Here is a 22,391-nt window from a genome sequence, read left to right on the forward strand (position 1 = left end):
GTTCAGCGGTCTTGCGGCGGCGGGGCGAAGCGCCATTTAGGCGTGACGTCGCGCCGGAGGGACTTCATTGTTCCGGGGCGCTCAGCGCGCCCGGCCGGGGACGGCCACGAAACGGAGACGCCGATGTCGTTGCGGATGCCCCAGAGCCTATATGGCGGCGCGCGCCAGCAGACCGGGGTGAACGTGCTCGAGGTCGAGATCGCGCAGCAGAAGGCGCAGACCCTGGGCGACCTCGGCCGAGGCCTCGAACTGGCGCTGTCGCGCCTCGCCGCCTTCGACGCGCAGGCCGCTCCCAATGCCGAAGCGGGGCCCGCCGTCGACGCCGCCCGCGCCGCCTTGCTCGACGCCGCCGCCGACCGCGCCTGGACCTTCATGATCCAGCGCGAACTCTGCGGCCTGCGCAACTGGGACGCCGTCGTCAAATCCTACGCCATCCCCCGCGCCGTCCTGAACCGCATGGGCAAGGTGGGCCGGTAGGGGCCTCACCCCCCGCGTGGCCCCAAAGGGCGGACAAAGTCCGCCCGTCCCCGGAATGCCGGAGCGCCAGCGCAAAGGGCGGACAAAGTCCGCCCGTCCCCGGAATGCCGGAGCGCCAGCGGAGGCAGGTCCGGGGTCCAGCGCATGGATGCTGCCGCGAAGCGGCGCTTCACAAGTCTTTTCCATCAGGACGCGCTGACGCGCGACATGGTGCGCTGGGTCCCGGATCCGGTTCCGCTTCGCTGCACCGGTCCGGGAACGGGCGGGCCGGAGGCCCGCCTCGGACATCGGCCTATCAGCACACCATTCGGGGCGTCGCCCCTCCCTCACCCCCGCGCCGCGCGGCGGGAGGCGAGGGGGACGAGGGCGGTGAGGGCGGCGAGGAGGCCGAAGGCGACGGGGAGGGAGGCGGCGTGGGCGGCGAAACCCATGGCGGCCGGGCCGGCGAGGACGCCCGCATAGCCGGTGGTGGTGACCGCCGCGATGGCCATGCCGGCCGGCATCGCCGTCTGGCGGCCGGCGAGGCTGAACAGCACCGGCACGAGGTTGGACGCCCCCAGCCCGATGAGCGCGAAACCGGCCAGCGCCAGCGCCGCCACCGGCGCGGCGAGCAGCAGCGCGAAGCCCAAAACGGCCAGCAGGCCGCCCCACAGCAGCACGCGTCGATCCCCCAGCGCGGCGACCACGCGGTCTCCCGCCAGCCGGCCGAACGTCATCGCCACGGCGAACAGCATGTAGCCGAGCCCGCCCTGCGCGGCCGCGAGCAGGCCGGCCTCCACCACCAGCAGGGCGCTCCAGTCCAGCACCGCGCCCTCGACCAGGAAGCAGATCGCCGCCAGCGCCGCCAGCAGCAGCACGTGGCCGCGCGGGGCGACGAAGGCGGCGGGCTCGCCGCCGCGCGCCCGCAGCAGGCGCGGCCAGGCGACCGCCATCGCCACGCCGACCACCGCCGCGCCGCCGAGCGCCGCCGCCAAAGGCGACGCGCCCGCCGACAGCGCCAGCGTGACGCCGCCCGCGCCGACGAAGCCGCCGACGCTGAACTGCGCGTGGAAGCCGGACATCAGCGGCCGGCGCGCCGCGCGCCCCACCTCGACCGCGTGGACGTTCATCGCCACGTCGAGCGTGCCCAGCGCCGCGCCGAAGCCGAGCAGGGCGAGCGCCAGCCAGGCGGGGCCGGTCGCCGCCGCCAGCGCCGGCAAGAACAGCACCAGGCCGAAGCCGCCGGCCAGCATCATCGGCTTGCCGCCCCAGCGCGCCGCCAGCCAGCCGGTGAGCGGCATGGCGACGATGGAGCCCACGCCCAGGCACAGCAGCAGCAGGCCGAGCATGGCGTCGTCGGCCCCGACATTGGCTTTCGCGAACGGCACCAGCGGCGCCCAGCAGGCCAGCGCGAACCCGGCGGCGAAGAACGACAGCCGGGTGGCGAGGCGGGTGCTGGGACTGTCGGCGGAGGCGGTCACATTGGTCTCCGGGCTGCGGAAGGGCCGACCCTTGCAGCACGAAACGCGCGCCGCCGGAAGCCCCGGCGGGCATATGAGAGCGGCGACGGACGGGGAGCGGGAGCGGAATTCGACCGGAAGTCGCGATCGAGGCGGACGAAGGCGCGGAAGATGCGATCGAGGCGGAATTTTCGCGTGGAGTTTGGGCCTGAAGACGGCGGTTTCCGGCCGCTTCCAGTGGAACTACGCGGCGTTGCCGCGCAGGCCGGCGGCGAGGTCGCGGTTGATCTTGATGAGGATGGCGAGGCTCTGCGGGCCCGAATTGGGACCGATCGCGAAAGTCCTGTTGAAGATGAAAAGCGCCAGGTTGGCGATGTTCTCGCGGATATGCTTGGGCTGCGGATTGTCCGGCCCGGCGGCCGAGGCGGCCAGCACCGTCCACAGCTTGCGATTGTAGCTCAGTGCGGCGTCCAGGCCGGGCAGTCGGTTGTCGAAGTCGTCGGCGACGTACTGGAGTTGCGCGGCGGCCTTGATGAGAAGGCTGGCCTCCAGCTCGCGGGGAGCGATGGCCTCGCGCGAAACCTTCGCGTAGGCGCTAGCGGCGTGCTGCATAAGACATCAGCTCCAATTCATAATCGATCAATTTTTTGGTCACTTTCAATGCCTTATAGAAGTCTCCACTTAAGATCTGGTTATTGATCTCGGAGATGATCGGCAGCGCCGTGGGCGCGGCCTCGAGAAATTCCCGAACAAGGTTGAAATAGACTTCGTGGTGGGAGCCGATGTCGTCGGACAGGTACATGAGCTGCACGCTCAGGTAGATCTTCTTCGCCGGGGTGTCGGCCGTCTCGGCGGTCAGGATGTCCTTTTCGCGCAGGATCGGCGCGTGCCCGTCGATGAAGAAGCGGATGCGGCTGTCGCTGTTGGTGATGACGACGTTGCCGACGATGATGAGCTCGTGCGGCTTGAGCTCGACCTTGAGGGCCATGGCTTTCCTCTCCGCCGGCCGCGCCCGGCGGCCGAAAAAGCGAGTTATCGGAAGAGCTTGAGGACGTTCTGGTCGGCCTGGGCTGCGAGCGAGAGCGAGTTGGTGGAGAGCTCCTGGCGGGTCTGCAGGGCGAGCAGGCTGGCGCCTTCCTCGTTCTGGTCGGCCAGCGTCAGCATGTCCGCGCCAGTATTGAGCGTGAGGATCGCCTTCTTGGTGAAGTCCTGCCGCGTCTGGACGACGGTAAGATTGGCCCCGAAGGTGGAGGCCTGGGCGCGCAACTGCTTGGTAGCGGCGTTCAACTGGGCCAGCGCGGTATCGACGTCGCTGTCGGCCTGGAAACTGCGCTGCGAGGCGGAAAGGCCAAGTCCCGCGCTGTCGAGGAACACGCCGTAGAGCGTCAGGAACGAGGTGCTTTCCTCGTTGAACTCGACCTTGAGGCTCTCTCCATTGAGGAGGTTGACGCCGTTATAACCGGAATCCTTGGCCAGCTGGTCGATCTGGGCGAGCAGGTCGTCGAACTGCTTGGCGAGCGTGGTGCGGGTGGGGTTCGTCGTCGCCGCGATCACGCCGGACGCCGACGAGCCGGCGGGCACGGCGGTGCCGAACAAGTCGTTGAGAGTGTTGGCGGTTCCGCCGCCGGCATTAGTCACCCCGACGGTCAGCGCGCTGCCGCCGACGGCGTCGATGACGAGGTTGCCGCCGTCGCTCAGCGAGGCGCGCACCGTCGGCGCGCCGGTCGGGTTGAGCGTCGGGTCGATGTTGATCTTGTCGATCAGGTCGCCGATCGTGTCCCCCGCCGCGATCGCGATCGAAACCGGCCCCACACCGCCCACCGTCAGGTCCACAGTGTCCCCGGCGTCGAAGGTCGACGGCGCCGCCGTCCCGCCGGTCAGCGGCGTCGAGAGGCCGGTCGCGGCGAGGGAGACGGTCGAGGACAGCTTGGCGGTGGTGGAGGCCGACTGCTTGACCTGCCGGCAGGTCGCCTGCGCGGTTTCCACGAGCTTGAGAATGCTCGTGATTCCGTTGTTGGCGGCCTGCAGCGTCTGGACCGACTGGCCGATGCTGTCGAGCAGGCGGGAGAGGTCGTTGGCCTTGGCGGAGAAGCCCGAGGCGACGAAGTAGTTGAGGGGGTTGTCGAGCGCCGAGTTGACCTTCTTGCCGGTCGACAGGCGCTGCTGCGTTTCGCTCATCAGGCCAGCCGTGTCCTGCAACGCCAGGAGGTTCTTCCGAATGCCCGAACTCAGAACGATGTCCGACATGCGCCCTCTCCGCAAATGCACGTGCCTGGCGAAACGCCGGCCTACACCACCCAAAGTGGATGGTTAACCTTACCGGAGAGTTAACAAATGCGCGGTTAGGGCGAAAAAAGCGGTGCGAGAACCGTACGGTTGCAGTGCTTCGCCGGGACGAGGAGCGGGAACCCGAACCGGACCGCCGCCTGAAGCGAAAACGTCCCGGCGGAATGTCCGCCAGGACGTGGATGCAAAGAGTTGGAAGCGAGGAATTCGAGGTGTCGGGGATGGCCCGTCAGGCCGGGGCTTCGAGCCCTTGGGCGAGCTCGCGGTCGAGGCGCGCCAGCGGCTCGACCATCTCCCGAAGAGGCTTCGGCTCGCGGGCGTGGATGGCCTCGCAGATCTCGGCCGTCCGCTTGAGCGTGAACAGGCCCGTCGCGGTCAGCCCCTTCTGCAGGTCGGCGGGGAGCGGGCAGTCCGGCTCCTGGACGCAGGTCAGGAAGATGCGCCAGAGGTGGCGGTTGCGTTCCAGCGCGGCCACCAGCAGAGCCGGCTCGTCCGGTCCGGTCTCGACGGCGCGCAGCAGGTCGGCGGCGCAGCGGCTCAGCGCGGCGGCTTCCAGCCGGCGGGTCGGAAGGCCGGTCGCCGCGACGGCCGCGTAGGCTTTCGAGGCTTGGTTCAAGGGCGGTTTTCCCTACGAATTCTTCGAGCGGAACCTTGATCGGCCGCCGGCGAACTTCTGTGCGCCTTGGCGGGCCATTGGGGAAAAGCGGGGGAGAAGCGGGCGGGCCCTCGAACCGGGGCCCGCCTGGAGAGGTTAGCGGAGCAACTGGATGAGGCTCTGCTCGGCCTGCTTGGTGATCGCCATGTTGTTGGTGGCGAAGGACTGACGGTTCGTCAGCGTGGCGAGGTTCGCCGCTTCCAGCGTCGTATCGGCCGCCGTCATCGAGGACGCGCCGGAGGCGAGGGTCGTCTGCAACGACTTGTTGAAGTCGAGGCGCGAGGACATCGCCGTCTTGGCCGCCGCGAGAAGCGCCTGCGTCGACCTCAGAGTCTTCGCCGCCGCGTCGATCTGCGTCAGCGCGGTGGCCATGTCCGCGTCGTTGTTGAAGTTCTTGCCGGTGACGGTGGTCGAGATGTTGCCATTCGAGTCGGAGTAGCCACCGAAACCGAGGTTCAGCGGATCGACGGGCTTGCTGAGCTGAACGATCTGGCTCACGTCGCCGGTGTCGTTCATGTTCACTTTCATCTGCTCGCCGCGCAGAATGTTGGAGTAGCCAGGCAGGTAGGCGTCCTTCATCGTGTTGGCGAGGCCGTAGAGCGTCTGCTTGAACAGGATGGAGGCGTCGAGCCTGGACTGAAGGGCGATGTCGGAGCCAGCGGCGGAGCCGCCCACCGCGCCGTACACCGTCGCGCCATAGGCCGTGCCGGTCGGCGGGGTCGCGGTGCCGGTCAAGCCGGTGGCGTAGGTGATACTGTCGCCCACCGCGGTGGGCCGGGTGCCGTAGGTGGTCGCCGCGGCGTCCTGCTGGCGGCCGAACAACCCCTCGAAGTTGAACATCGCGCCGGCGTCCGTGTTGCCGGCGGGACCCACGGCTGCGTCGAGCGCCTGGAAGAAGGACGCGCTCAGATTGGTGTTCTGCAGGGCGAAGCCCAGCTTGTAGTTGGTCGGCGCGGCTGCGTTGTCCGGCGTCAGCGTCATCTTGATGTTGTCGAGACCGAACGCCCTCTGCATCTGGTCCGACAGGGACTGCAGATCGTTGAACAGCAGGGCGCCGCCGCCGTTCGGGGTGGTGCCCGTCAAGTTGGTGCCCTGGTTGGCCAGACCCGTGTTGGAGCCGTCGCCGGAGAGCCCGAGCGCGGTGGCCGGGTCGGCGGCCCTGAAGTACTTGGTGGTCTTGGCGCCCGTGGAGGCGTCGGTCATGGTGACGCCGAACGCGTCGCCGATCTGGAAGAAAGCCGCGTTGTCACGGCTCGCGAGGGCACCGGCCGCGTCCTGAACGATCTTGCCCTTGAGCGCGGGGGCCGCGCCGGCCGCGGCGACGTTCGCGTACGACATGTCGCCCTGCACGATCGCGGCCTTGACCACCGTGACCGCCTTGGCCTTGGCGTCGCTGACGACCTGCTTGATGTTCTTCAGGTCGGACTGCATGTTCTCCAGCGCCTTGTCGACGAGGTCCATATTGGCGATGGCCTGCGTGATGCCGCTGTTGACGACATTATAGTCGTCAGCCTTCTGGTTGTAGCTCTTGGCCTTGAAGTAGACGGCCATGTTGTCGGACGCCGACGCGACGGCCAGGCCCGAGTTCAACCTGTTCTGGGTTGTCGAGACAGCGTCGTTGATGCTGGTGAGCGCCACAAGGTTCGCCACCATGGACGAAGATATAGCGAGGGGCATTGGATACTCCTGGGAAGCGCCCCCGTACTGGGGAACCAGGAGACTATTCGAGCCAGAACCATAAGAACTAGTTACCATTTTAGCGGCTCCAAACGATAAAAATCGAAATATAAGATCGTCTGAATTGCAAAGATCGTCGAGAACAACCGGAAGTTATCTTGCTTCAGTCTCGCTCTTCATTCGATTCGCGGTTAGATTGCTTTGGGAGAAATCACTACCTGGGGGATGCAATCCCGGGGACCGGGACGGGAGTCCTGCATTCGTCAGGCCTCCTTTCGCGCGAGGGCGCCCGGCGCCGGGGCGGACTCGTCGAGCACCGCGCGGACATAGGCTTTGAGCCGAAGCGCCTCGGCCTCGGGGACCTGCCGCACGACGACGCCACTGTCGGGGTCGACGTACTTGACGACCGGCTCGCGCGTCGTCTCGTCGACCTCGACGTCGCGCTGGAGCTGACGCTCAGCGGCTTCCGTGACCGCCTGGATGCGGCGGCCGGTGTCGGAAATGTCGAGCTTCAGGGACGGCGCGGCGGCGGCCGGCTGGACCGTGGCGACCGCCGGCAGCTCGGTGCGCGCCGCGAGCCGCCCGGCGGCGGCGGCGTCAGGGCCGTTGGCGGGCGTGCCTGCGGCCGGTGCGAGCTTCGAGGTGAGGCCAACGTCCATCGTCGCGTTCCTTCGACTGGCGGCCAGAGTGGCGCCGGTCTTCAGCATCGCGCGGGTCGGCCTAAGGGCGCGTTGGAGATTTGTTTCAAATTTTACGGAATTGGCGCGCGGCGCCGCGGAGGCCCGGAGCGGCCCTCCAACGTCCGTGGATCCGCGGCCGAAGCCTCGGCGCGGAACAGCGGTCGAAGTTTGATTACGGCCGGTAGTTCGGCCGGAATTTCGCTCAGAGAGAGCGCGACACGGCGAGAGGCGTCGCAACGGGCCGAGTGGCGTTCTGGGCCCGTCCGGCGGCACCGTAGGTGGTGAGCGTGCGCGGGGCGGCGACCTCGGCCGCGAGGCTGCGCAGGATGCCCTCGGACACCGAGCGCGCCGTCGCGAGCACTGTCATGTTGAGGCTCACGACGTCGCCGAGCCTCGCCTGCGCGCGCCGGATCTCCCCGACGCGGTCCGGCGCCCACCGGCCCAGCGCGACGGCGTTCGCCTTGACCGGGATCAGCGCCTGCACGTAGACGCGCGCCGCCTCCGATTTCTCGGCGGAGAGCCCCAGCGCCTCCTGGAGCCGGTAGTCCTTCAACAGCGTCGTCTCGCGGTCCAGAACGTCGGCGAGACGCTGGATGGCCACGAGCACCTGCCCGCCGAGTTCGGCTGCCTGGGCGGGGGAAGCGACGTTCGGCGATGTCCTTTCGGAGGCGGTGTGGGTCATGGTCAGCGCCCCTCCTGGAGCCGCACGAGTTCACGATAGACGTTCTGGGCGATGCCGACCCCGCCGGCCGCGGTGACCGACTTGGCATATTGCTGGGACAGCATGCCGCGATAGACGTCGCCGCCGATGCCGCCTTCGCCGAGCGGCCCGTCGTCGCCGAGGCCGGAAGTGAGGTGTTCGAGCATGTTCTCGAAGAACACCGTCTCGAAATCCTGGGCCTGCTTCCAGAGCTTGTCGGCGCCGGCGGACGGCGCGGTCGCCCTCGCCGGGACGACGGAGGAGTAAGGGGCGACGCCGCTCATCACATCACCTCGATTTCGGCCTGGAGCGCGCCGGCCGCCTTGATCGCCTGGAGAATGGAGATCAGGTCGCGCGGGCCGATGCCCAAAGCGTTCAATCCGTCCACCAGCTCGCGCAGGGTGACGCCTTCCTTCACCAGCGCGAGCTTGTTGCCCGCGCCGGTGTCCACCTTGAGCCCGGTGCGGGGAACGACGACGGTCTCGCCGTTCGAGAAGGGCTGCGGCTGGCTGACGACCGGCTGCTCGGTGATGGTGACCGTGAGGTTGCCCTGCGCCAGCGCCACGGTGGAGACCCGCACGTCCTTGCCCATCACGATGACGCCCGAGCGTTCGTCGATGACGACCTTGGCGTTCTGGTCGGGCTCGACCCGCAGCTGCTCGACCTCGGTCATCAGCTGCATCATGTTGCCGGCGTAGCGCGCCGGAACCTGGATCACCACGGTGGAAGGGTCGGTCGGCTCCGCCGTATTGGCGCCCATGAAGTCGTTGATGGCCGCGGCGATCCGGCGCGATGTCGTGAAGTCCGGATTGCGCAACGCGAGACGCAGTTGCTTGAGGTTGCGGAGCTGGGTGTTGACCTCGCGCTCGATGAGCGCGCCGTTGGCGATGCGGCCGACGGTGGGCACGCCCCGCGTCATCTTCGCGGCGTCGCCCTCCGCCGTGAAGCCGGCGATGGCGACCGAGCCCTGGGCGACGGCGTAGATCTCGCCGTCCGCGCCGAGCAGCGGGGTCGCGAGCAGCGTGCCGCCTTGCAGGCTCTTGGAATCTCCCAGCGCCGAGACGGTGATGTCCATACGCGTGCCCTGCGTGGCGAAGGCGGGGAAGTTCGCCGTCACCATCACGGCGGCGGTGTTGGCTGTGCGCAGATTGGCCCCGCGCGTGTTGACGCCCAGCCGTTCCAGCATGGCCTGCAGGCTCTGCTTGGTGAACGGCGAGTTGTTCAGCGTGTCGCCGGTGCCGTTGAGGCCGACGACGAGCCCGTAGCCGATCAACTGGTTCTGCCGGACGCCCTCGACGGCGGCGAGATCCTTGATGCGCGACATCGCGGACGCGGCCGAGGCCGCGACCAGAGCGGCGGACATCGCGAGAACGATGGCGGCGAGGCGGAAGGCTGACGGTTTGCGCATGGCGGGTCCAGGATGATGTCTCGTCCCATTCAGCGAAATCCGTGCCACCGGCTAAATGATTGAAAATATGCGGCTTTGTTCCCGGGGAGGGCAGCCGGCGGGGCAGTCGCGCCGGCCCGTTCCGCGCGGGCAGGGGAAAATCCTGCCGGCCTGTTAACCGCCGGTTAACCATGACGGCGGAGCTTGAGACGCGAGCGGGGCCCACGCCATGCGTATTGAGAATCGATTTTCAGTCGGCCCCGCCCGGTCCGTCGAACGACGGGCGGGGGCGGGACATTTCAGCATCGATGCTTCCAAAGAAGCTTCGTCCGCCCAGACCGCCGCGCCGGTGACGCTGTCGGGCCTGGACGGCCTGCTCGCGTTGCAGGCGGAGGAGGATCCGCTGGCGCGCCGCCGCCGGGCGGCGAGGCGCGGCCATTCCATCCTCGACGCGCTGGACCGCCTCAAGGTCGCCATCCTGTCCGGCCGGCTGGACCCGGCGGAGCTGGGCCGCATCCGCCAGATGCTATCGGAGCGACGGGAGGCCACGGCCGACCCGGCGCTGGACGACGCGCTCGCGCAGATCGAGCTGCGGGCCAGCGTCGAACTGGCGAAGCTCGCGGCCCGGCCCGGACCCGGGGGAGCCTAAACGGCTCCGATTCGGCTCAAACTCATCCCGCACCGCGACGACGGTGGCGAAAATGCTGCGAATAACGGGCGAAATGCCCGCTTCCGTGGCATTTATTGATCGTTGCCCGCGTGTTGACGCATCGCTATAGTCCGCGCCGCCTGAGGGAAGGGACGAAGGCCATGAAAATGGCTGGGAACTTGAAAAGGCAGCAATGGCGAGCATGACCTTGGAGGCCGCTTATCGGCCGACCGACGATGAGCCTTTCATGAACGAGCGGCAGCGGGAGTATTTCCGCCGCAAGCTTCTGGCTTGGAAGGAAGAAATTCTCCGCGAAAGCCGCGAGACCCTCGCGGCCCTCCAGAACGAGAGTGAGAACCACCCGGATCTGGCGGATCGGGCGTCCTCCGAAACCGATCGCGCCATCGAGCTGCGCGCCCGCGACCGGCAACGCAAGCTGATCTCCAAGATCGACGCCGCCCTGGCGCGGATCGAAGACGGCAGCTACGGCTATTGCGAGGAGACCGGCGACCCGATCTCCCTGAAGCGCCTCGAGGCGCGTCCCATCGCGACCTTGTCCATCGAGGCGCAGGAGCGGCACGAGCGCAACGAACGCGTCTATCGCGACGACTGACGTCCAGTTGCTGGACGGGGCGGCGGACATGTCCCCCGCCCCGTCGTGAAAGGTCGCCTTCCGAGCGGGATCGGAAGGCGCTCCGGAGCGGCGGTTTGTGGGGAGCGCCCCGCCATCTCCGGAAAACGGGTCAGAACGGCAGCACGATGTCCATGACCTGCTGTCCGTAGCGCGGCTGCTGCACGTCGGTGATCTGGCCGCGCCCGCCATATGCGATGCGGGCCTGGGCGATCTTGGTCGAGTCGATGGTGTTGTCGGCCTCGATGTCCTCCGGCCGGATGACGCCCGCGACGATGAGTTCGCGAACCTCGAAGTTCACCCGGATCTCCTGCTTTCCTTCCACCACCAGATTGCCGTTCGGCAGCGCTTGGACGACCACCGCGGCGACGTTCGTCGCCAGCTCTTCCGAGCGGCGGATCGAGCCCGCGCCGGCGCTCGCCGCGTCGGACTTGGCGGCCAGCAGCGCGTCGGCCTTGGCGTTGTCCGGCAGCACGGACCCGAGCTCGGCCTCGTAGCCGAACAGGGAGCCCGCCCCGAAGTTCTCGCTGTTCTGGCGCGACCTCTTGCTCGCGTTGTCGAAGTTCGCCTTGTCGGTGAACTTGACGCGGACGGTGACGAGGTCGCCCACCTGCCGGGCGCGCTGGTCCTTGAAGAAGGCCTTGGAGCCCTGCCGCCACAGCGAGTTCGGCGCGTAGTTCACCGGCTCGGGCGTCGGCATCGGCATCTGCACGGGCTTGTAGCCCGGCGAAGCGGTCGGGTCCTCGATGGCGGAGAGGGAAGGCGCCTTGCCGACCTGCGACAGGCGGTCCGCCGCGCCGCAGGCGGCGAGAGAGCCGGCGAGCGCCGAGGCGCAGACGAGGCGGAGGGCGGTTCGGGACAGGGAAGTCGTCATGACGGGACTCCTGGAACTGGGCATCAGCGCACTGCAGCTTCGGCGGCCGCGACCCGGCCGGGTGCGGCCATCACGCTGACGATGCCGGGGCCGATGACCGTGCCCTGCAAGGTGCGCTTGGACTGGATGTTCTGGACGGCGACGATGTCGCCGACGGCTCCGCTCTCCAGCGCCTTGCCGCGCGCGGAGAGGTTGAGGCCGACGGTCTCGAACACGACCTGCACGGCGCCGCCCTTGTCGACGACGGTCTGCCGGGCGAGGTCCGCGTCGCGCAGGATGGCTCCGGCGGACAACTGCACCTTGGCGACCTTGCCCACCAGGGACGCGGCGTCCGCCACGCCGGCGAGCGCTTCGCGGCGGGGGCGGCGCTCCAGGCGGATGTCGCCCTCGCGGAGGACGTCGCCCCGCGACAGGGCGCGCCCCAGCACGGGCGTGGGGACGCTGTCGACGACGCTGGCGCTGACGCGCGCGGGGCGCAGGGTCAGCAGGCGGCTGCCGCCGACCGTGACCTCCGCCTCGACGCGCTGGGCGCGGGGATCGTAGGCGAGGCGCGGCACGCCGACCGGGCCCGTCGCGTCGGTTTCGACGAAGAGCGCCGGGTCGTCGTTCTCCAGCGTCACCGCGATCTCCGCCTGGTCGAGCCCCTGGCGGGCGAGCGCCGCGGCGAGCGCGGCGGCGATCTCGTCCTTCTCCACGCGGCGGGCGGCGCGGGTGACCACGACCTGCGACAGGACGCTCTTGTCCAGCCCGCCGACGCCGGCCGCCGACGCGGCCTCGATGACGCGCACGATCTGGATGGTGCCGGAGCGCCCGGGAGCGGGGGCCCGGAACACCGGCGAGAGCGCCGCCGCGCCGGCGTTGTCGACGAGGTCGCCCAGCAGCACGGTTTCGCCCTGGACCAGGACGTTGGGGCGCACGGCCGGCGCGCCCTGGGCGAGCGCGAGGGCGGGGGCCAGGGCGGCGGCGAGGCCGAGCGCGGCGCGCAGCGCGAATGTCGCGACGGTCATGGCTCAGCCCCGGAACATCTGGGTGGTGGAGGACAGCATCTGGTCGGATGCGGTGATCACGCGCGCGTTCATTTCGTAGGCGCGCTGGGCGGCGATGAGCGAGGAGATCTCCGTCACCGCGTTGACGTTCGCCTCTTCCAGATAGGCCTGCTGGAGCGAACCGAACCCCTCCGACGAGGGATTGCCGGTCACCGCCGCGCCGGAGGCGGACGTCTCGACGTAGAGGTTGTCGCCGATCGACTCGAGGCCGGACTTGTTGACGAAGCGGGCGAGTTGCAGCGTGCCGAGGTCCTGCGGGGCGGTCTGCCCGGGAACCGTGGCCTGCACCTGGCCGGCGGCGCTGATCGAGACGTTCGTAGCGTTCGGCGGCACGACGATCGCCGGATCGACGAGGTAGCCGTCATGCGTGACGAGCTGGCCCGTACCGTCGAGCTCGAACGAGCCGTCGCGCGTGTAGGCGGTTCGCCCGTCCGGCATCTGCACCCGGAAGAAGCCCTCGCCGCGCACCGCGACGTCGTACTGCTTTTCGGTGGCCGTCAGCGTGCCCTGCGACATGACGCGGGCGGTGGACGCCGTCTTCACGCCGGAGCCGATCTGGACGCCGGACGGCACCATGGTCGACTGATCGGACGTGGCGGATCCCGGCCGGCGCAACGTTTCGTAGAGCAGGTCCTGGAACTGGGCCTTCTGGCGCTTGTAGCCGGTGGTGCGGGAGTTCGCGATGTTGTTGGAGATGACCTGGACGTTGAGTTCCTGGGCGGCCATCCCGGTCGCGGCGGTGTAAAGGGCGCGCATCTGGGGGCTCCTCAGGCGGGCGGGGCGGCCAGCTTCTCGATGGCGCTGCGGCGCAGCTCATCGTTCCGCTGGATCATGGACGAGACGCTCTGGTAGGCGCGGTTGACCTCGATGAGGCGGCTCATCTCGGTCACCGCGTTGACGTTGGAGCGCTCCACCGCGCCGCCCTGCACCCGCACGTCGGGCTGGGCGGGCTGCAGGGCCGCCAGCGCGCGGTAGATGTTCGCGCCGACATTCTCCAGCTGCGACGGGCTGTTCACCTGCAGGAGCTTGAGGCGGCCCTTCACGCCGTCGGAGCTGGAGACGGTGCCGTCGGCGGCGAAGGTGATCGCGGTCTCGTTGGCGCCGAAGACCAGCGGCCCGCCGTCGCCGAGAACCTTGTAGCCGTCGCTGGTGACGAGTTCGCCGGCGGCGTTGATCTCGAACGCGCCGTTACGGGTGTAGCGCTCGCCCTCGGGCGTCTGCACCGCGAACACGCCGGGGCCCCGCAGAGCGACGTCGAGCTCGCGGCCCGTCATCTCCAGGGGGCCGGCGCTCATGTCGAGGCCGCTCGCCTTGTCGACGACGTAGGACAAAGGCTGGTCGGGCTTGGCGAAGGCGTCGGCGCTCGCTTCCGGCGCGAGGTATTCCTCGAAGCGAAGCGAGCGGGCCTTGAAGCCCGTCGTCGCCACGTTGGCGACGTTGTTGGCGATCACGTCCAGCTCGCGCGACAGCGCCATCTGTCGCGAAAGGCCAATGAGGAGGGCATTCTCCATCGTCCGGCTCCCGCTTCGCCGGCCCGGAGGCCGACTGTCCGTTCGCGGCGGCCTCGGCGCTCCCCAGCGCGGCCATCGCAACGAGACATCCGCAAGGGGCGTGCCACGCGGGGCGCGATTGGAAAAACTAAAATGGATCAGAGGCTTGGGCCGGTATCGCGGCGGCTCGCCGGGCCGGTCGAAACGCCCGTCGGGCAGGTTCGACCCGGCAAAATCTGCCCCCGGGCCGCTCCGGTTAAAGGACTGTTAACCCTGTTGGCGCAATCTCGGCCTTGTCCGTTTCAGCCAGACATTTTCGAGACTTGGTCCCCCGCTTATGGCGAAAAAACCCAAAGTCGCAAAGCCGGAAGCCGGCGAAGCCACCCCGCCGGAAGGCGAGGCGCAAAAGCCCGCGGGCGGGCGCAAGAAGCTGATTCTCGCCGGCGCGGGGGCGGTGGTTGTGCTGGCCGGCGCGGGCGGCGGCTTCTACTACATGAAGTCGAAGGCCGCGCATGACGGACCCGTCGCGCCGAAGGCGCACGTGGCCTATGTCGACCTCAAGGACATGACGGTGAATCTCACCAGCCCCGGGCAGCAGGGCGGCGTCGAGCGCACCCGCTACCTGAAGTTGAAGGTGAGCCTCGAAGTGTCCGACCCCAAGGTCGTCACCGACGTGCAGCCGCTGCTGCCGCGCATCGAGGATGCGTTCCAGGTGTACACCCGCGAGCTGCGGCCGTCCGATCTCGAAGGCTCGGCCGGCGTCTATCGGCTCAAGGAAGAGCTGCTGCGGCGGGTCAACGTGGCCATTCATCCGGCGCGGGTGGAGGCGGTTCTGTTGAAGGAAATTCTGGTTCAGTGACGCCGCGGCGGGCTCGGCCCGCCGACGATTTCAAACTCGGTTCGGTCGTTCGTTTCAGGAGAGATGATTGCCATGAGCGGCGCGCCCGACAAGGCGGACAATTCCGGAATGTCGGCCGAGTGGTCGGCGATGATCGAGGCGGCGGCCGCTCCGGTGGTGGCCGACGCCGGGATCGACCGGCTGCTGAACCAGGACGAAATCGACAATTTGCTCGGCTTCGCCAATCCCGAGGGCGGGGCGACCAACCAGACAGGGCTGCGCGCCATCGTCGACTCGGCGATGGTCTCCTACGAGCGCCTGCCGATGCTGGAGATCGTCTTCGACCGGCTCGTCCGGCTGCTGACGACGACCCTGCGCAACTTCTTCTCGGACAACGTCGAAGTCTCTCTCTCCGACATCACTTCGGTTCGGTTCGGCGACTACATCAACTCCATTCCGCTGCCCACCATCCTCGCGGTGTTCAAGGCGGAGGAGTGGGACAATTTCGGCCTCATCACCGTCGACACCACGCTGGCCTACTCGGTCATCGACGTCCTGCTCGGCGGCCGCCGCTCGGCGGCGATGGCCCGCCTCGACGGCCGCCCCTACTCGACCATCGAGACCAGCCTGGTGAGACGCCTGCTGGAGATCGTGCTGCAGGACACCGAGCTGGCGTTCAAGCCGCTGTCGGCGGTCCATTTCGCCATCGACCGCATCGAGACCAACCCGCGCTTCGCCTCCATCTCCCGCCCGGCCAACGCCGCCATCCTGATCCAGCTGCGGATCGACATGGAGGGACGCGGCGGAGCGGTCGACATTCTGCTTCCCTACGCCACCATCGAGCCCATCCGCGAGATGCTCCTGCAGAGCTTCATGGGCGAGAAGTTCGGGCGCGATCCGATCTGGGAAGACCACCTCGCCACCGAGATCTGGCAGGCGACGGCGTCCGTCGACGCCATCCTGCACGAGACGCAGTTGCCGCTGCGGCAGATCATGTCGCTGACGGTGGGCGACACCCTGATGTTCGACATGGACCCCGACAGCCCCGTCACCCTGAAATGCGGCGACGTGGAGCTGACGGACGGCCGCATGGGCAGGGCGGGCGACCGCATCGCCATCCGCGTCAACCGCCCGCTGCGGCGATCCAAGACAACCTTCGCGGCCTACGAGGCGAGCGCGACCGTGAAGAAGGACGGCAAATGATCGGGCTGATGATCGAAATCCTGGTGTGCGTGCTGCTGGCGGCGACCATCGGCTGGTCCGTCGTGCTCGACCGCAGGCTGCGCGCGCTCAAAGCCGACGAACAGGCCATGCGCAAGACGATCGTCGACCTCGTCGCGGCCACCGACAAGGCCGAGCGGGCCGTCGCCGGACTGCGTCAGGTCGTCACCGATTGCGACCGCAGCATCGCGGGCCAGTTGCACGAGGCCGAGCGCCAGTCCGTGGCGCTCGCCGCGCAGATCAGGTCGGGCGACGAAGTGATCGCCCGCATCGGCCGCATCGTCGAGACCGCCCGCGGCGCCGCGCCGGCCGCGCCCGAGACGCCTGCGCCCTCGCGGCTGGCCGCGACGCTGGCCGCGGCCCAGGCGCTGGCCGAGCGCGCGCAGCGCCGCGTTCCGGCGAGCGAGGCGGCATGAAGGCCAACGCCGTCCGCCTGTTCCCCGCCGTCGCCGGCGCGGCGGCGGCCCTGCTGCTTCTGAAGGTCGGCGAGATCGCGTTCGCCCCGCGCCAGCACACGACGCTGGACCAGACCATCTCGCGGGTCTTCGTCGACGCAAGGGGCGCGGGCGCGCCGGCGGTGGACCCGGAAACGACGGGCTCCACGGCGTCCGCGCCAGCTCCGCCGAAGGAGGAGCCAAAAGCCCCTCCGGTCGGCACGCCGGTGGACCCGAGCAAGCCGGCGGTGTCGCCGGCCCAGCGCGGCCTGCTCGAACGGCTCGGCGAGAGGCGCGAGCAGATGGAGCAGCGCCAGCGCGAGCTCGACCTGCGCGAGGAGGCGCTGAAGGCCGCCGACAAGAGGCTGGAGCAGCGGCTGAACGAACTGCGCGAGATCGAGACAAAGGGGACGGCGGCCAAGTCGGAGCCGGACGCGAGCCTGCGCAGCCTGGTGACAATGTACGAGACGATGAAGCCGAAGGAAGCGGCGCGCGTGTTCGAAAAGCTCGAACTCCCCGTGCTCGTGCCCGTCGTCACGGCCATGAACGCGCGCAAGATGGCGGAGGTGCTCGCCGCGATGAGCCCGGAATCCGCCAGCCGGCTGACCGTCGAGCTGGCCAAGGGCGCGGCGCGCCCGCCGGCGCCGTCGCCGGTCGCCGGAGCGGCTCTGCCGCCGGGCGAGTTGCAGGCCATCGAGCCCGTCAAGCCCGTGGCGGAGCAGCGGTAATCGCGCGTTAGCCATTCGTGGCGACAATGCCGGGGTCGGCGGAACGTTTTCCGCCGACCGATGGTGCATTTCGATGATGCCGTTTCACCGCAGGCGCTTGCTCGGCCCGCACGGGCTCCGTCCCGGCCGGCTGGCCCGCCTGGCGGGCGTCGCCTGCGCGGCGCTGATCCTCGCCGCCCCGGCGTGGGCGGCGACGGCGCGCATCGCCGGCTCGGAGATGAAGGGTTTCGGGCGCGCCATCCTGCGCTTCGACGACATGCCGAAGGCGACGGCGCGCGTTTCCAACGGAATCCTCATCGTCACCTTCGACCGGCCCGTCGCGCTGAACGCCGACAAGCTGCCGCTCGAAATGCCCGGCTATGTCAGCGTCGTGCGCGTCGATCCCGACCGGAAAGGATTCCGCGCCGCGTTGACACGGCCGATGCGCGCCAACGTGATGGAAGCGGGGGACGACCTCTATCTCGACCTGCTGCCGGAGAACTGGACCGGCGCGCCGCCGCCGCTGCCGGCCGACGTCGTGGCCCAACTCGGCCGCCGCATGCGGGAGGCGGAGGAGGCGGTTCGCCGCCTCACCCCCAAGGCGGCCGAGCCGCGCGACCTCGGCTTCCGCGTCGGCCGCACCTCGGGCTTCACGCGCATCGTCTTCGATGTGCCCGAAGCCGTGCCCGTGCGCGTCGAGCGGCGGGGCGCGACCGCCGACATCGTGTTCGACGCGCCCCTGCGCCTCGATCCGGCCAAGCTGAAACCCGCATTGCCGGGCGGCGTGAAGGGCGTGCGCGTCGAGGGCGGAGCGGAGCGGCTGCGCCTGTCGCTCGACCTCGCCCCCGGAGTCGATGTCGTCGGCTTCCGCGACGACGGCGGCTACGGGATCGACCTGTCCGCGGCCGCTGCCGCTCCGAAAGCCGCTTCAGCCCCGGTCGCCGTCCAGGAACCCGCGAAGCCGGCCGCCGCGCCCGACGCCGCCGGGGCGAAGCCCGGGCCGGTTTCCGAGGCCGGACCCGTCGAGACCGATCCGCCCGTCGCCAGGGCCGCGCGCGCATCGTCCGCGACCGCCGCGGCGACGAAAGAGGCGGAAGGCCCGTCGGCCGTGACGACCGGCGCGCCGCCGCGCGCGCCCAGTCCCGCTCCAACCACTCTGGCGGCGCCCGCGCCGGCCGCCGACGCCGCGCTCTCGGCCAGTCCCTCCGTCGCGGCGGTGACGGACGCCGGCGCAGCGGCCCGGCTCGCGCTGCCGTTCGAGGCGACCACGCCGCTCGCCGTCTTCGAGAAGGACGGCGAGGTGTGGATCGTCGCCGAAGGTGTCCCACCGATGGCGCAACTGACCGGCGCGCCCGACGAATGGCTCGGCGAGGCGAAGACGAGCCGCGTCGGCCGGCTCGCCGTCGCGCGGCTGCCGTTGAAGCGTCCGGCGCTGGTGCGCGCGGCGGTGGAGCGCGGAAGCTGGGTGGTGACGCTCGGCGACGGCGTCGCCGGCGCGGCCGCCGAAATCGGCGTGACCCGCGCCGGGGAGCGCGGCGGCGCGAGCCTGCGGGCCGACACGCCCGAGCTGGGCGGCGTCCATTGGCTCGACGATCCGGCCACGGGCGAACGCCTCGCCGTGGTCACGATGCGCGGCGCGCCGCGACGCGTGACGCGGCCGCTCGCCTTCGTCGAAGCGCGCGTGCTCGCCTCCGCGCAGGGGCTGGTCATCGCGGCGATGGCGGACGATCTCGCGGTGACGGCGGGGCTCGACGAGGTGACGATCGGCCGGCCGGGCGGCCTCGCTCTGTCGATGGAGACGCCGGAGCCGGTCGCGGCCCAGCCCGAGGGCGAAGCGTTGGTCGTCGACGCGCGTCGATGGGCCGAGGACCGCAAGGGCGTCGTTCGCGACAATCTGCGCCGCCTGTCGGAAGCGGCGGCGGACGCGCCGGTGGCTCGACGCGCGGCGGCGCGCCTGCGGCTGGCGCGATTCCAGCTCGCCAACGGTTTCGCGGCCGAGGCGCTGGGCACGCTGGCGGTGTTCGCCGCCGACGACAAGGACCTTGCGGGCGAACGGGAAATGCGTGTGCTCCAGGCCGTGGCGGAAGCCGGCATGGAGCGCTGGGACGACGTGCGCCAGACCCTGGCCGGCGAGGCCATGAGCCGCGATCCCGAGGCAGCGCTGTGGCGCGCGGTCGCGGAGGCGCGCGCCGAGCGCTGGCCGGAGGCCCAGGCCCTGTTCACGGCGAGCGCCGCCGTTCTCGCGGCCTATCCGGACGACCTTCGCGCCCGCCTTCTGCCCGTCGCGGCGCAGGCCGCGCTGCGGGCGGGCGATGTGGCCGGCGGCGAACGGATGCTCGCTTCACTCGAAGCCTTCCCGGCCGACATGGCGGACCGCGACGTGACGGCGCTCCTCGCAGCCGATATCCAGCGCGCCAAGGGCAAGACCGCCATCGCGGACGAGCAGTTGGCGAGCCTCGAGCAGGAGGCGCGCCCCGCCGTCGCCACGCGCGCGGCGCTGACCCGGCTCGAGATGGCGCTCGCCAACCCCAGCCACGACCGCGCCACGATGATCGACCGGCTGGAAGTGCTCGCCATGTCGTGGCGCGGCGACGCGATGGAACTGGAGACGCTGTCGCTGCTCGCCCGGCTCTACGCTGAGGACGAGCGCTGGCGCGACGCCTTCGGCGTGACGCGACTGGCCATGAAGCTCGCGCCCGATGTCGAGATCACGCGGCGTATGCAGGACGAGGCGGCGGCCCGCTTCGAATCGCTGTTCCTCGAAGGCAAGGGCGGGTCCCTGCCCAAGCTGGAGGCGCTGGCGCTCTACTTCGACTTCAAGGAGTTCACGCCGCCGGGACGTCGCGGGGACGAGATGATCCGCCGGCTGGCCGACCGGCTCGTCGAGCTCGATCTCTTAGGCGAGGCGGCCGGGCTGCTGCAGCATCAGGTCGACCACCGGCTCGCCGGCGCGGCGAAAGCCAACGTGGCGGCCACGCTGGCGCTGATCTACCTCTCCGACCACGAGCCCGCGCGGGCGGTCCAGGCCATTCGCGACAGCCGGATGGCGGAGCTTCCCGCCGAGCTGCGCCGCGCCCGCGCCATGATCGAGGCGCGCGCCCTCTCCGAACTGTCGCGGGCGGAACTCGCGCTCGACCTCATCGGCGGCGAGGAGGGGCCCGACATCGAGCGGCTGCGCGCCGACATCCTGTGGCAGGCGCGCGACTGGCGCGCGGCCGGCGAGCAGTTCGAGCGCATCGTCGGCGACCGCTGGCAGCTCAAGGAGCCCTTCGACGAGACCGATCGGCGCGACGTCATGCGCGCCGCGGTGTCCTACGCCATGGCCCGGGACCCGCTCTCGATGGATCGCCTGCGCGGCAAGATGGCCGCCAAGATGGCGGACGGCGAGGACGCGCGGGCCTTCGCCCTGGTCACTTCGGCGGGCGGCGCGGGATTGGCCGAGTTTCGTGATATCGCCCGACGTCTCGCCCAGGCGGATACGCTGGCGGAGTTCGTCGCCGCGCAGCGCCGGCGCATGCAGGCCGAGGACGCTCCGCCGCGCCCCTCCGCGCAAGGCGAGGCTTCCGCCTCGCGGGGCTGAGTCAGAGCCCGTAGCTCTTGACGAGGCTGCCGGCGACGAGATTCCAGCCGTCGACCAGCACGAAGAAGATCAGCTTGAACGGCAGCGCCACGGTCACCGGCGGCAGCATCATCATGCCCATCGACATCAGGATCGACGCCACCACGAGGTCGATGATGAGGAACGGGATGTAGAGCATGAAGCCGATCTCGAACGCCCGACGCAGCTCCGAGATCATGAAGGCGGGAACGAGCGTCGTCAGCGGCGTCGCCTCCGGCGTCGCCGGGCGCGGCTCGCGCGACATGTCCATGAACAGGGCGAGGTCTTTCTCGCGGACCTGGGTCAGCATGAAGCTTCGCAGGGGCTGCGCGCCGCGCTCGAACGCCTGCGTCGCCGTCGCCTGGCCGGCGAGCAGCGGGGCGACGGCGCCGTCATAGACGGTGCGGAAGGTCGGAGCCATCACGAACGCGGTGAGGAACAGCGCGAGGCTCACGATCACCGCGTTGGGCGGCGCGGTGGGTGCGCCGATCGCCGAGCGCAACAGCGACAGCACCACCACGATGCGGGTGAAGGAGGTCACCATCACCACGGCCGCCGGCGCGACCGACAGCAGCGTGACCAGCGCGACGAGCTGCAGCGCGCGCTCGGTGACCCCCGTGCCTTGGCCGAGATCGAGCGTCAGCGTCTGGGCGGTCGCAATCCCGCCCATGGCGGCGAGGGCGAACCCCGCCGCCCCGACCAGGATTGCGGGGCGAATCCATCCGAACATGCCGCCACGCTAGAGGCTCGCGCGCGGCAGGTCATCGCGACCGCGCCACGCGGGGCGCGGCAGCCGCATCCGGCTGTGGAGAACCGCGCCTCAGTCCTTCTTGGCTGCCTGATCGCGGCCGAGCAGCCGCAGCATCTCGGCTTCGAGCGAATCGAAATCGAGCGAGGCCGAGCCCGACGGCTTGCCGGGCGGCGGCGGCACGACGGCCGGAGCAGGGACAGGCGCGGGGGCGGGCGCGGGAGCCGGTCTCGGCGCGGCCACCGGGGCGGGCGGGGCGGGCGGCGTCGCGGCGGGGGCCGGACGCGAGGGCGACAGCTCCAGAACGGCGGCGAGGTCGGGCTCGGGGCGAACGTCGACGTTGGCGCGCTCGGCCTTCGACGGCTCCGGCATGGCCGGCGCTTCGGCGCGGATCTCCGGCTTCGGCTCGGGCCCGGGCTGCGGCTTCGCTTCGGCTTTCGCCGGTTCGGAGCGCGGCGCGGGCGCGACGACAGGCTCCGCAGCGGGCGGGGCGGCGCGGACCGACATTGACGGCTGAACCGGCGGAGCCGCGCGGACGGGCTCCGGAGTCGGGACCGGCGCGGGGGCCGGACGCTTTAGCGCTTCCTCGAGGCGACGGCCCATGTCCGCGACGTCGACGGTGGCGGGCTTGGCCGGCTGCGTCTGCGGGGGCGGCGGCATGGGCGAGGCGGCCGGCTTCGGCGGCGGAGGAGGCGGAGGAGGCGGGGGCGCCGCGGCGCGCGGGGGCGCCGGCGGAGAAACCGGTCGCGGCGGGGCGGGCGGCTGAACCGGCGGCGGCGTCATCATCAACAACCAGATCGGCTTCACCACCTATCCGCGCTATTCGCGCTCCTCGCCCTATCCGTCCGACGTGG

At 70.0% G+C, this 22,391-nt stretch carries 24 protein-coding genes; 8 read left to right on the top strand and 16 right to left on the bottom strand.

The window, feature by feature from the left end:
* The first annotated feature begins 123 nt into the window (after nt 1-123).
* Complete coding sequence (locus NK718_RS02185) at nt 124-477, top strand: DUF6665 family protein (RefSeq protein WP_254738148.1); 354 nt, start codon at nt 124-126, stop codon at nt 475-477.
* Nucleotides 478-803: 326 nt separating this feature from the next.
* Here the strand turns inward: NK718_RS02185 and NK718_RS02190 are convergent, their stop codons facing one another.
* The 10 genes from NK718_RS02190 to NK718_RS02235 all read right to left on the bottom strand — a co-directional run bounded on the left by NK718_RS02190 (nt 804) and on the right by NK718_RS02235 (nt 9,322).
* Nucleotides 804-1,937, bottom strand: coding sequence for an MFS transporter (locus tag NK718_RS02190; RefSeq protein ID WP_254738150.1), 1,134 nt, complete (start codon nt 1,935-1,937; stop codon nt 804-806).
* Nucleotides 1,938-2,159: 222 nt separating this feature from the next.
* The gene (flaF, locus tag NK718_RS02195; RefSeq protein ID WP_254738153.1) at nt 2,160-2,528 is read right to left on the bottom strand and encodes a flagellar biosynthesis regulator FlaF; all 369 of its coding nucleotides are present in this window, start codon (nt 2,526-2,528) and stop codon (nt 2,160-2,162) included.
* Nucleotides 2,512-2,904, bottom strand: a complete 393-nt coding sequence (gene flbT, locus NK718_RS02200) for a flagellar biosynthesis repressor FlbT (protein ID WP_254738156.1) — start codon at nt 2,902-2,904, stop codon at nt 2,512-2,514. The genes flaF and flbT overlap by 17 nt, the downstream gene beginning before the upstream one ends.
* 44 nt (nt 2,905-2,948) lie before the next feature.
* Nucleotides 2,949-4,163: a flagellin N-terminal helical domain-containing protein gene (locus NK718_RS02205; protein WP_254738158.1), complete on the bottom strand. Its 1,215-nt coding sequence runs from the start codon at nt 4,161-4,163 to the stop codon at nt 2,949-2,951.
* Nucleotides 4,164-4,431: 268 nt separating this feature from the next.
* Nucleotides 4,432-4,818 carry a flagellar biosynthesis regulator FlaF gene (locus NK718_RS02210; RefSeq protein ID WP_254738160.1) on the bottom strand — a complete coding sequence of 129 codons (387 nt, stop codon included), beginning with the start codon at nt 4,816-4,818 and terminating at the stop codon, nt 4,432-4,434.
* 135 nt (nt 4,819-4,953) lie between these two features.
* Nucleotides 4,954-6,534 carry a flagellin N-terminal helical domain-containing protein gene (locus NK718_RS02215; RefSeq protein WP_254738162.1) on the bottom strand — a complete coding sequence of 527 codons (1,581 nt, stop codon included), beginning with the start codon at nt 6,532-6,534 and terminating at the stop codon, nt 4,954-4,956.
* Nucleotides 6,535-6,797: 263 nt separating this feature from the next.
* Complete coding sequence (locus NK718_RS02220; RefSeq protein ID WP_254738164.1) at nt 6,798-7,241, bottom strand: flagellar protein FlaG; 444 nt, start codon at nt 7,239-7,241, stop codon at nt 6,798-6,800.
* Between the two features lie 175 nt (nt 7,242-7,416).
* The gene (locus tag NK718_RS02225) at nt 7,417-7,896 is read right to left on the bottom strand and encodes a hypothetical protein (RefSeq protein WP_254738166.1); all 480 of its coding nucleotides are present in this window, start codon (nt 7,894-7,896) and stop codon (nt 7,417-7,419) included.
* A 2-nt stretch (nt 7,897-7,898) separates the two neighbouring features.
* Nucleotides 7,899-8,198: a rod-binding protein gene (locus NK718_RS02230; protein ID WP_254738168.1), complete on the bottom strand. Its 300-nt coding sequence runs from the start codon at nt 8,196-8,198 to the stop codon at nt 7,899-7,901.
* Nucleotides 8,198-9,322 carry a flagellar basal body P-ring protein FlgI gene (locus NK718_RS02235; RefSeq protein WP_254738170.1) on the bottom strand — a complete coding sequence of 375 codons (1,125 nt, stop codon included), beginning with the start codon at nt 9,320-9,322 and terminating at the stop codon, nt 8,198-8,200. The genes NK718_RS02230 and NK718_RS02235 overlap by 1 nt, the downstream gene beginning before the upstream one ends.
* A 208-nt stretch (nt 9,323-9,530) precedes the next feature.
* On the opposite strand from NK718_RS02235, the gene NK718_RS02240 reads away from it, so the two are divergent.
* Together NK718_RS02240 and dksA are read left to right on the top strand one after the other, a co-directional pair.
* On the top strand, nt 9,531-9,950 hold the full coding sequence (locus NK718_RS02240; protein ID WP_254738172.1) for a flagellar assembly protein FliX: 420 nt from the start codon (nt 9,531-9,533) through the stop codon (nt 9,948-9,950).
* Between the two features lie 202 nt (nt 9,951-10,152).
* On the top strand, nt 10,153-10,563 hold the full coding sequence (gene dksA / locus NK718_RS02245; RefSeq protein WP_371877198.1) for an RNA polymerase-binding protein DksA: 411 nt from the start codon (nt 10,153-10,155) through the stop codon (nt 10,561-10,563).
* A gap of 130 nt (nt 10,564-10,693) precedes the next feature.
* Here the strand turns inward: dksA and flgH are convergent, their stop codons facing one another.
* The 4 genes from flgH to flgF are packed head-to-tail and all read right to left on the bottom strand — an operon-like array spanning nt 10,694 to nt 14,012.
* A complete protein-coding gene (gene flgH / locus NK718_RS02250; RefSeq protein ID WP_254738176.1) occupies nt 10,694-11,455 on the bottom strand; it encodes a flagellar basal body L-ring protein FlgH in 762 nt (253 codons plus the stop codon).
* A gap of 23 nt (nt 11,456-11,478) precedes the next feature.
* On the bottom strand, nt 11,479-12,462 hold the full coding sequence (flgA, locus tag NK718_RS02255) for a flagellar basal body P-ring formation chaperone FlgA (RefSeq protein WP_254738178.1): 984 nt from the start codon (nt 12,460-12,462) through the stop codon (nt 11,479-11,481).
* Between the two features lie 3 nt (nt 12,463-12,465).
* Nucleotides 12,466-13,257 (bottom strand): flagellar basal-body rod protein FlgG, encoded by a 792-nt coding sequence (flgG, locus tag NK718_RS02260; RefSeq protein WP_254738180.1) that lies wholly within the window; start codon nt 13,255-13,257, stop codon nt 12,466-12,468.
* A gap of 11 nt (nt 13,258-13,268) precedes the next feature.
* A complete protein-coding gene (gene flgF, locus NK718_RS02265; RefSeq protein WP_254738182.1) occupies nt 13,269-14,012 on the bottom strand; it encodes a flagellar basal-body rod protein FlgF in 744 nt (247 codons plus the stop codon).
* Nucleotides 14,013-14,328: 316 nt separating this feature from the next.
* Between flgF and fliL the strand changes: the two genes are divergently transcribed.
* The 5 genes from fliL to NK718_RS02290 all read left to right on the top strand — a co-directional run bounded on the left by fliL (nt 14,329) and on the right by NK718_RS02290 (nt 20,771).
* Nucleotides 14,329-14,850, top strand: coding sequence for a flagellar basal body-associated protein FliL (fliL, locus tag NK718_RS02270; RefSeq protein ID WP_254738184.1), 522 nt, complete (start codon nt 14,329-14,331; stop codon nt 14,848-14,850).
* 72 nt (nt 14,851-14,922) lie between these two features.
* Nucleotides 14,923-16,032, top strand: coding sequence for a flagellar motor switch protein FliM (gene fliM, locus NK718_RS02275; protein ID WP_371877194.1), 1,110 nt, complete (start codon nt 14,923-14,925; stop codon nt 16,030-16,032).
* The gene (locus NK718_RS02280; RefSeq protein WP_254738186.1) at nt 16,029-16,466 is read left to right on the top strand and encodes a DUF6468 domain-containing protein; all 438 of its coding nucleotides are present in this window, start codon (nt 16,029-16,031) and stop codon (nt 16,464-16,466) included. Before fliM ends, NK718_RS02280 begins: the two co-directional genes overlap by 4 nt.
* Nucleotides 16,463-17,212: a MotE family protein gene (locus tag NK718_RS02285; RefSeq protein ID WP_254738188.1), complete on the top strand. Its 750-nt coding sequence runs from the start codon at nt 16,463-16,465 to the stop codon at nt 17,210-17,212. The genes NK718_RS02280 and NK718_RS02285 overlap by 4 nt, the downstream gene beginning before the upstream one ends.
* A gap of 73 nt (nt 17,213-17,285) precedes the next feature.
* Nucleotides 17,286-20,771 (top strand): AMIN domain-containing protein, encoded by a 3,486-nt coding sequence (locus NK718_RS02290; protein ID WP_254738190.1) that lies wholly within the window; start codon nt 17,286-17,288, stop codon nt 20,769-20,771.
* Between the two features lies 1 nt (nt 20,772).
* Here the strand turns inward: NK718_RS02290 and fliP are convergent, their stop codons facing one another.
* Both fliP and NK718_RS02300 read right to left on the bottom strand, forming a co-directional pair.
* A complete protein-coding gene (gene fliP, locus NK718_RS02295) occupies nt 20,773-21,519 on the bottom strand; it encodes a flagellar type III secretion system pore protein FliP (protein ID WP_371877195.1) in 747 nt (248 codons plus the stop codon).
* 90 nt (nt 21,520-21,609) lie between these two features.
* Nucleotides 21,610-21,909: a hypothetical protein gene (locus tag NK718_RS02300; protein WP_254738192.1), complete on the bottom strand. Its 300-nt coding sequence runs from the start codon at nt 21,907-21,909 to the stop codon at nt 21,610-21,612.
* Nucleotides 21,910-22,391 lie beyond the last annotated feature (482 nt).

The organism is Alsobacter ponti, assembly GCF_024294805.1.
Classification (GTDB): Bacteria; Pseudomonadota; Alphaproteobacteria; order Rhizobiales; family Beijerinckiaceae; genus Alsobacter; species Alsobacter ponti.

Coding starts and splice junctions, on each gene's coding strand:
- fliM (WP_371877194.1), top strand. CDS start 14,923: ATGAGCGGCGCGCCCGACAAGGCGGACAATTCCGGAATGTCGGCCGAG.
- flgA (WP_254738178.1), bottom strand. CDS start 12,462: ATGACCGTCGCGACATTCGCGCTGCGCGCCGCGCTCGGCCTCGCCGCC.
- flgG (WP_254738180.1), bottom strand. CDS start 13,257: ATGCGCGCCCTTTACACCGCCGCGACCGGGATGGCCGCCCAGGAACTC.
- flgF (WP_254738182.1), bottom strand. CDS start 14,012: ATGGAGAATGCCCTCCTCATTGGCCTTTCGCGACAGATGGCGCTGTCG.
- NK718_RS02240 (WP_254738172.1), top strand. CDS start 9,531: ATGCGTATTGAGAATCGATTTTCAGTCGGCCCCGCCCGGTCCGTCGAA.
- NK718_RS02185 (WP_254738148.1), top strand. CDS start 124: ATGTCGTTGCGGATGCCCCAGAGCCTATATGGCGGCGCGCGCCAGCAG.
- flgH (WP_254738176.1), bottom strand. CDS start 11,455: ATGACGACTTCCCTGTCCCGAACCGCCCTCCGCCTCGTCTGCGCCTCG.
- NK718_RS02280 (WP_254738186.1), top strand. CDS start 16,029: ATGATCGGGCTGATGATCGAAATCCTGGTGTGCGTGCTGCTGGCGGCG.
- fliL (WP_254738184.1), top strand. CDS start 14,329: ATGGCGAAAAAACCCAAAGTCGCAAAGCCGGAAGCCGGCGAAGCCACC.
- flbT (WP_254738156.1), bottom strand. CDS start 2,904: ATGGCCCTCAAGGTCGAGCTCAAGCCGCACGAGCTCATCATCGTCGGC.
- NK718_RS02215 (WP_254738162.1), bottom strand. CDS start 6,534: ATGCCCCTCGCTATATCTTCGTCCATGGTGGCGAACCTTGTGGCGCTC.
- NK718_RS02285 (WP_254738188.1), top strand. CDS start 16,463: ATGAAGGCCAACGCCGTCCGCCTGTTCCCCGCCGTCGCCGGCGCGGCG.
- flaF (WP_254738153.1), bottom strand. CDS start 2,528: ATGCAGCACGCCGCTAGCGCCTACGCGAAGGTTTCGCGCGAGGCCATC.
- NK718_RS02235 (WP_254738170.1), bottom strand. CDS start 9,322: ATGCGCAAACCGTCAGCCTTCCGCCTCGCCGCCATCGTTCTCGCGATG.
- fliP (WP_371877195.1), bottom strand. CDS start 21,519: ATGTTCGGATGGATTCGCCCCGCAATCCTGGTCGGGGCGGCGGGGTTC.
- NK718_RS02230 (WP_254738168.1), bottom strand. CDS start 8,198: ATGAGCGGCGTCGCCCCTTACTCCTCCGTCGTCCCGGCGAGGGCGACC.
- NK718_RS02225 (WP_254738166.1), bottom strand. CDS start 7,896: ATGACCCACACCGCCTCCGAAAGGACATCGCCGAACGTCGCTTCCCCC.
- NK718_RS02205 (WP_254738158.1), bottom strand. CDS start 4,163: ATGTCGGACATCGTTCTGAGTTCGGGCATTCGGAAGAACCTCCTGGCG.
- NK718_RS02290 (WP_254738190.1), top strand. CDS start 17,286: ATGATGCCGTTTCACCGCAGGCGCTTGCTCGGCCCGCACGGGCTCCGT.
- dksA (WP_371877198.1), top strand. CDS start 10,153: ATGACCTTGGAGGCCGCTTATCGGCCGACCGACGATGAGCCTTTCATG.
- NK718_RS02220 (WP_254738164.1), bottom strand. CDS start 7,241: ATGCTGAAGACCGGCGCCACTCTGGCCGCCAGTCGAAGGAACGCGACG.
- NK718_RS02300 (WP_254738192.1), bottom strand. CDS start 21,909: ATGCCGGAGCCGTCGAAGGCCGAGCGCGCCAACGTCGACGTTCGCCCC.